The organism is Rhodospirillales bacterium, assembly GCA_028824295.1.
Lineage (GTDB): Bacteria > Pseudomonadota > Alphaproteobacteria > TMED109 > TMED109 > VXPW01.
In genome coordinates, this window is sequence record JAPPED010000030.1 from 36,260 (window position 1) to 43,368 (window position 7,109).

General features: G+C 65.2%; 8 protein-coding genes. 2 read left to right on the plus strand and 6 right to left on the minus strand.

Annotated features, from left to right (window positions below; all coding sequences use genetic code 11):
* The first annotated feature begins 102 nt into the window (after nucleotides 1-102).
* Entirely contained in the window at nucleotides 103-741 is a 639-nt protein-coding gene (locus tag OXH60_12425) for a hypothetical protein (GenBank protein MDE0712924.1), read from the plus strand.
* Here OXH60_12425 and OXH60_12430 read toward each other — a convergent pair.
* The 6 genes from OXH60_12430 to OXH60_12455 all read right to left on the minus strand — a co-directional run bounded on the left by OXH60_12430 (nucleotide 730) and on the right by OXH60_12455 (nucleotide 6,248).
* Nucleotides 730-1,071: a ferredoxin family protein gene (locus OXH60_12430; protein MDE0712925.1), complete on the minus strand. Its 342-nt coding sequence runs from the start codon at nucleotides 1,069-1,071 to the stop codon at nucleotides 730-732. The two genes, OXH60_12425 and OXH60_12430, sit on opposite strands and share 12 nt — an antisense overlap.
* Nucleotides 1,068-1,562 (minus strand): TerB family tellurite resistance protein, encoded by a 495-nt coding sequence (locus tag OXH60_12435; GenBank protein ID MDE0712926.1) that lies wholly within the window; start codon nucleotides 1,560-1,562, stop codon nucleotides 1,068-1,070. Before OXH60_12435 ends, OXH60_12430 begins: the two co-directional genes overlap by 4 nt.
* An 84-nt stretch (nucleotides 1,563-1,646) precedes the next feature.
* Nucleotides 1,647-2,990 carry a TldD/PmbA family protein gene (locus OXH60_12440; GenBank protein MDE0712927.1) on the minus strand — a complete coding sequence of 448 codons (1,344 nt, stop codon included), beginning with the start codon at nucleotides 2,988-2,990 and terminating at the stop codon, nucleotides 1,647-1,649.
* On the minus strand, nucleotides 2,987-3,379 hold the full coding sequence (locus OXH60_12445; GenBank protein MDE0712928.1) for a hypothetical protein: 393 nt from the start codon (nucleotides 3,377-3,379) through the stop codon (nucleotides 2,987-2,989). The genes OXH60_12440 and OXH60_12445 overlap by 4 nt, the downstream gene beginning before the upstream one ends.
* Nucleotides 3,379-4,383, minus strand: a complete 1,005-nt coding sequence (locus OXH60_12450) for a 2-oxoacid:ferredoxin oxidoreductase subunit beta (protein ID MDE0712929.1) — start codon at nucleotides 4,381-4,383, stop codon at nucleotides 3,379-3,381. The genes OXH60_12445 and OXH60_12450 overlap by 1 nt, the downstream gene beginning before the upstream one ends.
* The gene (locus tag OXH60_12455; GenBank protein MDE0712930.1) at nucleotides 4,380-6,248 is read right to left on the minus strand and encodes a 2-oxoacid:acceptor oxidoreductase subunit alpha; all 1,869 of its coding nucleotides are present in this window, start codon (nucleotides 6,246-6,248) and stop codon (nucleotides 4,380-4,382) included. The genes OXH60_12450 and OXH60_12455 overlap by 4 nt, the downstream gene beginning before the upstream one ends.
* Before the next feature lie 150 nt (nucleotides 6,249-6,398).
* Between OXH60_12455 and OXH60_12460 the strand changes: the two genes are divergently transcribed.
* Nucleotides 6,399-7,109 (plus strand): bifunctional methylenetetrahydrofolate dehydrogenase/methenyltetrahydrofolate cyclohydrolase (locus tag OXH60_12460; protein MDE0712931.1); only part of this gene is annotated, 711 nt, incomplete at its 3' end.

Sequence of the window (7,109 nt, forward strand, 5' to 3'; positions counted from 1 at the left end):
CGTTTCCGTGCGGCCGGCCGTTTCGGCTTTGGGTCCGGTTTGGGCTTGGCTGCAGCCGCGGTCGTCACGGCATTAGCCGCTTGGCCCGCAGCAGCTTCCTTCTTGCTCGCAGCCTTCGGAGCGTCATCCGCACCAACGCGAGTCGCCGGCGCGGCCGCGCCACTGCTCTCGGCCTTCGAAGCGGCGGTCTTACGGGCGGTCTTGGCCGGGGATGTCGATCTCGGGGCAGCTTTCGTTTTCGCCGCGACCTTCGTTTTCGGCGCAGCCTTCGCCTTGGCCGGCGCCTTGGCTTTGGGCGGTGCCTTGGCCTTTTTGGCGGTGTCGGTCGCGGCCTTGCTGGGTTTGGCTGACGTCGATGGTGCAGCCGCCGCCTTGGCCTTCGACTTGGACGGTGTTGCCGCCTTGGCGGCGCCAGCGCCCTTCGACCGTGATGCCGTCTTCGCGGTTGCCTTCGGGGCAGTCTTGGCGCTCTTCGTGGTCGCTGCCGTTGACTTGCGATCGGTGCGGTCAGCTGGCGTCTTCGCCGAACGTTGGGTGGTGGACGTCGACTTGGAAGCAGTTGGCGGATTGCGCCGCGCCTTGGCGGATTTCGACTTGGACGAGGATGTCTTCGATGCGGTGGCGGTCATGGGTCTCGGCTTCCGAATGGCGGATCAAACCGGTCGGCGGAACGGGGGCCGGTCGTACGGGCCGGGACGGCTTGCCCAGACGTTGGGATCCGGACCCGCACTAACCGGCTGAAGCGCCGGGATTCTTGCTGAAGAACTTCTCGTACTTTCCTTCCATTCCCTCATATGTCGGCCCGTCTTCGGGAGAGTCGCCTTTTCGAATGATGTTCGGCCAGACGTTCGAATACTCGGTGTTCAAATCGAGCCATTTTCTCGCCTCGTCCTCACTGTCGGGAAGAATGGCTTCGGTCGGGCATTCCGGTTCGCACACCCCGCAATCAATGCACTCTTCGGGGTTAATCACCAGCATGTTTTCGCCTTCGTAGAAGCAGTCGACAGGACAGACTTCAACGCAGTCCATGTACTTGCATCGAATGCAGGCTTCGGTGACGACATAGGTCATGGACAATCCTCGGTCGGCTTGGAATGGTCTGGTAGCGATGCGACCGCGCGTCTCCGGGCTTCGCCCCGGGCGCGATCCGGTACGTGCAAGAGTCCGGCGATCCGACGGACGAGCATGTCCTCGTAAGGATCGATCCGACCGTCGGCGCAGACCACGGACCATAACAGGTAGACGAGCTCGGTGCGAGCCTCGTCGTCCCAAGAATCGTTGATTGCGCGCGTGAATCGGTAGTACGACGAAGCCTCGTCACCGGCCGCCTTGCCCTGCTCCAGCAGCCGTTCCGCCGCCGGGCCGTCGAGTTCGAAGCGGCGCTGCAGCAGCGTCAGGATGGTCGATCGCTCCACTGGGTCGAATTGCTCATCCATCCCGGCCGCCTCGGCTAGGAGCGCCGCGCAGGCGATCTCCACGGGGCTGCCCTCTTCCGGTTCAGCAGCATTGTCGGCCTTGGGAAGAGATCCGGCGAGTGCTGCTCGAATACGGTCAAATAGCATGCTGCCCTTTGCACGTGATGATTCCGCGAAGTGTGAAAGGTGGGAGCGTCCACCCGGGGGTGTTGGAGTTAGGTCGAATAGGACCTAGATGCCAGCCACTGTCATGCCGTCGATACGAAGGGTGGGGGAGTCGATGCCCGTCCTGAACATGAGGTCGTCAGCGGGCGTCACGTTCCGAAACATGTCGGTGAGATTGCCGGCGACGGTCACCTCGCTCACGGGATGGGTCTTCTCGCCGTTCTCAATCCAGTACCCGGTCGCCCCCCGGCTGTAGTCCCCGGTTACCAGATTGAAGCTCATTCCCAGCATTTCGGTGACGTAGAACCCGTTTCGGATATCGCTCAGCAGCTCTTCCGGCGTGACGGCGCCAGCCGCGAGGAACAGGTTGCTCGGGCCCGGCTCCGGCACGCCGCCCGGCGCCCGCGCGGCGGACCCGGTGGAGGAGAGGTTCAGTTTCCGCGCCGAGCGCGAATCAAGCAGCCAGGTCCGGAGTACGCCATCGTCGACGACCAGCCGCGACGCGACGGCAACGCCTTCGCCGTCGAACGGGCGGGATCGGTGCCCGAAGGGCCGCAGCGGATCGTCCGTGATGTTGATGCCCTGCGGAAACAGGCGGCTCCCCATCCGATCCTTGAGGAACGTCGTGCCCCGCGCGACCGCAGTCCCGGAGATGGCCCGCGCCAGCAGAGACAGCAAGCCTGCCGCGACCCGCGGTTCGAACACCACGGGTACTTGGGCCGAGGGCGCCTTGCGGGGTTCCAGTCGGGCGACCGTCCGGGCGCCCGCGCGGCGGCCGACTTCGGCCGGATCCGTCAGGTCGGTCTGGCGCACGGCGCTGGAATAATCGTAGTCCCGCTCCATGCCCGTGCCGGTTCCAGCGACAACGCTCACCGACAGGGAGTGATGGGTGCGCCGATAGGCTGCGTCGAACCCGTCGCTGGCACTCAAGGTAAGTGTGGTGTCGGCTGCACCCGCGTGTCCGCCTTCGGTATTGGTAATTCCCTTGACCGCGAGCGCCGCTTCCTCCGCGGCGGCCGCCCACTCGCCGAGGGTCTCGGTGGTGGGAATGGCGGCATCGCTCAAGGGCACCGGCACCGGATCGGTGGGTCGGCTGCCCGCCTCGGGGAGGCCGGCATGCGGGTCTTCAGGCGTGACTCGGGCCATGGCGACAGCCCGTTCCACAAGCTCCGTCCGGGCGGCCTCGTCCGCGACATCAGACATCGCGACGGATGCCTGGCGTCCGCCAACGATCACCCGCAGCCCGGCCTGCAGGCTTTCAGAACGTTCGATCGATTCTGTTTCAGCCTTGCGCACCGACACGTCCAGTGCGGTGCCCGAGGCAATCAGGGCGTCTGCTTCGTCAGCGCCCGAACGGATGGCGGTCTCGACCAGTTGCGCAGCCAACGGGTGAGGGGAGACATGGGTCACTCTGCTGCCTCGGGCAAAACCAGACGTACGTCATCGTTATAGAGCAGCAATTCGCAGGTACAAGTCTTGCCCAGTTGGTTCCCGCGCCGCATCCGTTCGCAGCCCTCCATAGCTGCGCGGGCGGCGACCGGTTCGCCAGCCACCTGCCAGGCGTAGCCCAGGGCTTCGAAAATCCCCTCGTCCAGGAACGCTTCGTCCAGCGATCCCCAGGGAATGCACGCGGCACCCGCACGATTGGGCCGCAGCGTGTCGTAATCGATGCTCCAACTCAGCATGCTCCGCTTGAAGACCTCGATGAGCTGTGGGGTCGGGTCCGCTTGGACGGGGCTGACGAGACCCAGGGCCAGCAGCGATACGACAAGGATTGCCGGCAGTCTTCGGTGACACATCAGGGCGAGACTTTCCAGGTTGAGGTTCGGCGCAACAGGTCGGACAGAGGAAGATGGCCGCGCTCCTCCACTTGATCACGGACTTCCACTTCAAAGACTGGCCCTTCCTCCGCAAACAGGACGCCGACCGCGAGCGGCAGATCCGGGCCTTCCATAGTGGCGAGGAGCGTGGCCAAGGCTCGGTTCGACTGGTCGTGGACGAGAACTTCCTCCTCCGGCACGCCATCCGCACCGACCGACACGGCTTGGAGCGCGAACGCGTCGCGATCCAGGATCAGCCCTCGGTTCAGGTCCGGGCCAAAGCGCAGCGGCTCGCCGTGGACGACGTGAATCTGGCGTTCCGCCGCGACCGAACGCTCCGTGAAGTCGGCAAAGACCCCGTCGTTGTAGACGATGCAGTTCTGCAGAATTTCCACGAACGCAGTTCCGGCAAACGCATGGGCCGCGCTGAGCGTCGTCTGCAGTTCGGCGATGCGCGTGTCGATACCGCGGGCGATAAATCTCGCTCCGCTGCCCAGCGCGAAGCGGCAGGCGGACACGGGGTTCCCGACGGAGCCCGCCGGGGAGGAGGGCGTCACGGTGCCGATTCGCGACGTGGGCGAATACTGCCCCTTGGTCAGCCCGTAAGCTTCGTTGTTGAACAGCAGGACCTGGCAGTTGAGGTTGCGCCGCAACAGGTGCAGCAGATGGCCGGCACCGATCGAAAGGCCATCACCGTCGCCCGTCACCAGCCAAACATCGAGTTCCGGATTGGCCAGCTTGAGGCCGGTCGCGATCGCCGGGGCCCGGCCATGAATGGTGTGAAAACCGTACGTCGCGAGATAGTACGGAAGCCGCGCCGCGCAGCCGATACCGGAGACAAACACGGTGTTCGACGGGTTCGCGTCAAGCCCCGCGAGCGTCTTCTGCACTGCTCGCAAGATCGCATAGTCACCGCAACCCGGACACCAGCGAACTTCCTGCCCGGATTCATAGTCCCGCGCAACTCGAACCGGGGCATTCATGAGACGGTCTTCGCCCGGCCTTCGATCGCAGCGACCAACTCATCGACCCGAAACGGCTTCCCGGTCACCTTGGGGAGACTTTCTGCATCGACCAGGAAGCGGTCCCGGAGCACGCGCACGAGCTGCCCGGAGTTGACCTCGGGCACCAGGATTCTCCGGTAAGACGCCAGCAGGTCACCGAGATTTGCAGGCAGGGGGTGCAGGTGGCGCAAGTGGATGTGCGCCGCAACGGTCCCCGTGCCCCGGCAGTGGGCAAGCGCCTCCCGCGCAACCCCGAACGTGGACCCCCACGTCACCACGCACAGCGAAGCGTCTTCGGGGCCCTCCGCCGTTGCAGGCGGCAGCGCGCACGCGACCCGGGCAACCTTGGCGATACGTGCGTCGTTCATGAGTTGGTGATTGTCGGGGTCATAGGAGATGCCGCCGCTTCCGGCGCTCTTTTCCAGCCCGCCGATTCGATGCTCGAGACCGGGAGTGCCGGGCTTGACCCAGGCACGGGCCAACGTGTCGGGATCGCGGGCAAACGGCTCAAAGCCATCCGGGTCGGTCCGAAACTCGACCGTTTCGGAACCTGGCAGCGCCGGCTCCGGCAGGCGCCAGGGTTCAGAGGTGCTCGCAATGAACGCGTCCGAAAGGATCATCACTGGCGTCATATGGCGGATGGCGATACCGGCGGCCTCGATGGCCGTCGTGTAGCAGTTGCTCGGGCTCTTGGGAGCCAGTACCACCAGGGGGGCTTCGCCATGGCGACCGTACAAGGCCTGTAGCAGGTCCGCCTGCTCTGTCTTGGTGGGCATGCCGGTCGACGGTCCGGCGCGCTGGGAGTTCACAACCACGAGCGGCAGTTCGACGGCGACCGCGAGGCCGAGTGCTTCGGCCTTGAGAGAGATTCCTGGCCCCGAGCTTGACGTGACGCCGAGCGCCCCTCCATAGGAGGCTCCGATCGCGGCACAAGCAGCACCGATCTCGTCCTCAGCCTGAAACGTCAAGACGTTGCGCCGGCGCATGGCCGACAGTTGGTGCAGCAAGGTGGATGCTGGCGTAATCGGATAGGCACAGAAAACGATGTCCAAACCGGTGCGTTCCGCTGCTGCAGCAAGGCCAAATGCCAGGGCTTCCGCGCCGGTGATCGTGCGGTACTCGCCCGGTGCCCAATCGTGCGGAGTCTCTCGCGTCTGCAAGAGATCAAGGCTGGGCAGCTCGGTGGTCTCTCCGTAAGCATGGCCGGCCTTCAACGCCGCGAGGTTCGCATTGCCGACCGGCGTGTCGCCGAAGCGATTGCGAATCCAGTGCTCGGCCTCGGACGTGTCCCGATCCAGCAACCACAGCGTCAGGCCCACGGCCCACATGTTGCGGCAGCGCAGCGATCCCTTTTGGCCGAGATCAAACTCCTTGACCGCATCGATCGTGTGCCGCGTGATATCGGGAGTAAGCGCGCGAACCCCGTTCAGCGCTTCCGCTTCCAGCGGATTGTCGTCGTAGCCCGCTTTCTTCAGCGAGCGCGCAGTGAACGTGCCCGAATCGACGACGAGGAGGCCGTTGCGGTCGAGGTCGCTGATGTTGGTTTTGAGAGACGCTGGATTGAAGGCAACCAGCACGTCCGGCGTGTCGCCCGGGGTGAGGACCTCGCCCTCTCCCACCCGCAATTGAAACGCGGACACCCCGTACGTGGTTCCGGCGGGTGCCCGGATTTCCGCGGGGAAGTCGGGAAGCGTGGAAACACCCTTGCCGCCCAGGGCGGCGGCCATGGTGAGTCGCATACCGGATAGCTGAATGCCGTCCCCGGAATCACCGGCAAATCGGACGACGATGCCGCCGGTACTCGGGGTCAGGTTGGCTGGAGGCTGCAGGGTCGTTTCTCTCAAGCGGAAGCGCACCGGCCGTGCGGAACCGCGTGTGGGGTGGGACAGTCGAGGAAGCCTGTAAAAAAGGATACAGTATGTGGCCCCGCAGGCACGTCAACGGGTGGATGCCGCCCGCAACGCTGTCGCCGCCTTCCGTCTGAGTCTGTGTCCATGTCGGCCATGATCATCGACGGAAAGGAGTTGGCGCGCCGCACGCGTGCGCGGCTGGCCGGCGATGTGGCTGATGCCACCGGGAAGTTCGGCTCCGCCCCCGGCCTCGCCGCGATTCTGGTGGGCGATGATCCGGCGAGCGAGACCTACGTACTGACGAAGCGCCGACAGGCCGCCGAATGCGGAATCCGCTCGACCGCCCACCACCTGGCGGCGGATACGACCGAGGCCGACCTGATCGAGCTCGTCCATGCGCTGAACAGCGACGACGCCGTGGATGCAATTCTCGTGCAGCTGCCGCTCCCGAGACACATCGCATCGCATCGCGTTCTCGACACCGTGCTGCCGGGCAAGGATGTCGACGGTTTTCATTCTCGGAACGCCGGGCTCCTGGCCGTCGGGAGGCCCGAGACCGTTCCGTGCACCCCAAGCGGCTGCCTCGCACTTCTGCGACAAGCCCATGGCGATGACGAGAGCGGAGGTCTCGGCAAACTGGCTGGGCTGCAGGCCGTGGTTGTGGGCCGGAGCAGCATCGTCGGTCGTCCGATGGCCGCGCTGCTCACCGCCGAGAACTGCACCGTCACGTTGGCGCATTCGCATACCCGCAACCTTCCGGAGGTCTGCCGGCAGGCGGACGTCCTCGTGGCTGCGACCGGCCGCCCGGAAATGGTGCGAGGAGACTGGATCAAGCCCGGCGCCACCGTGATCGAC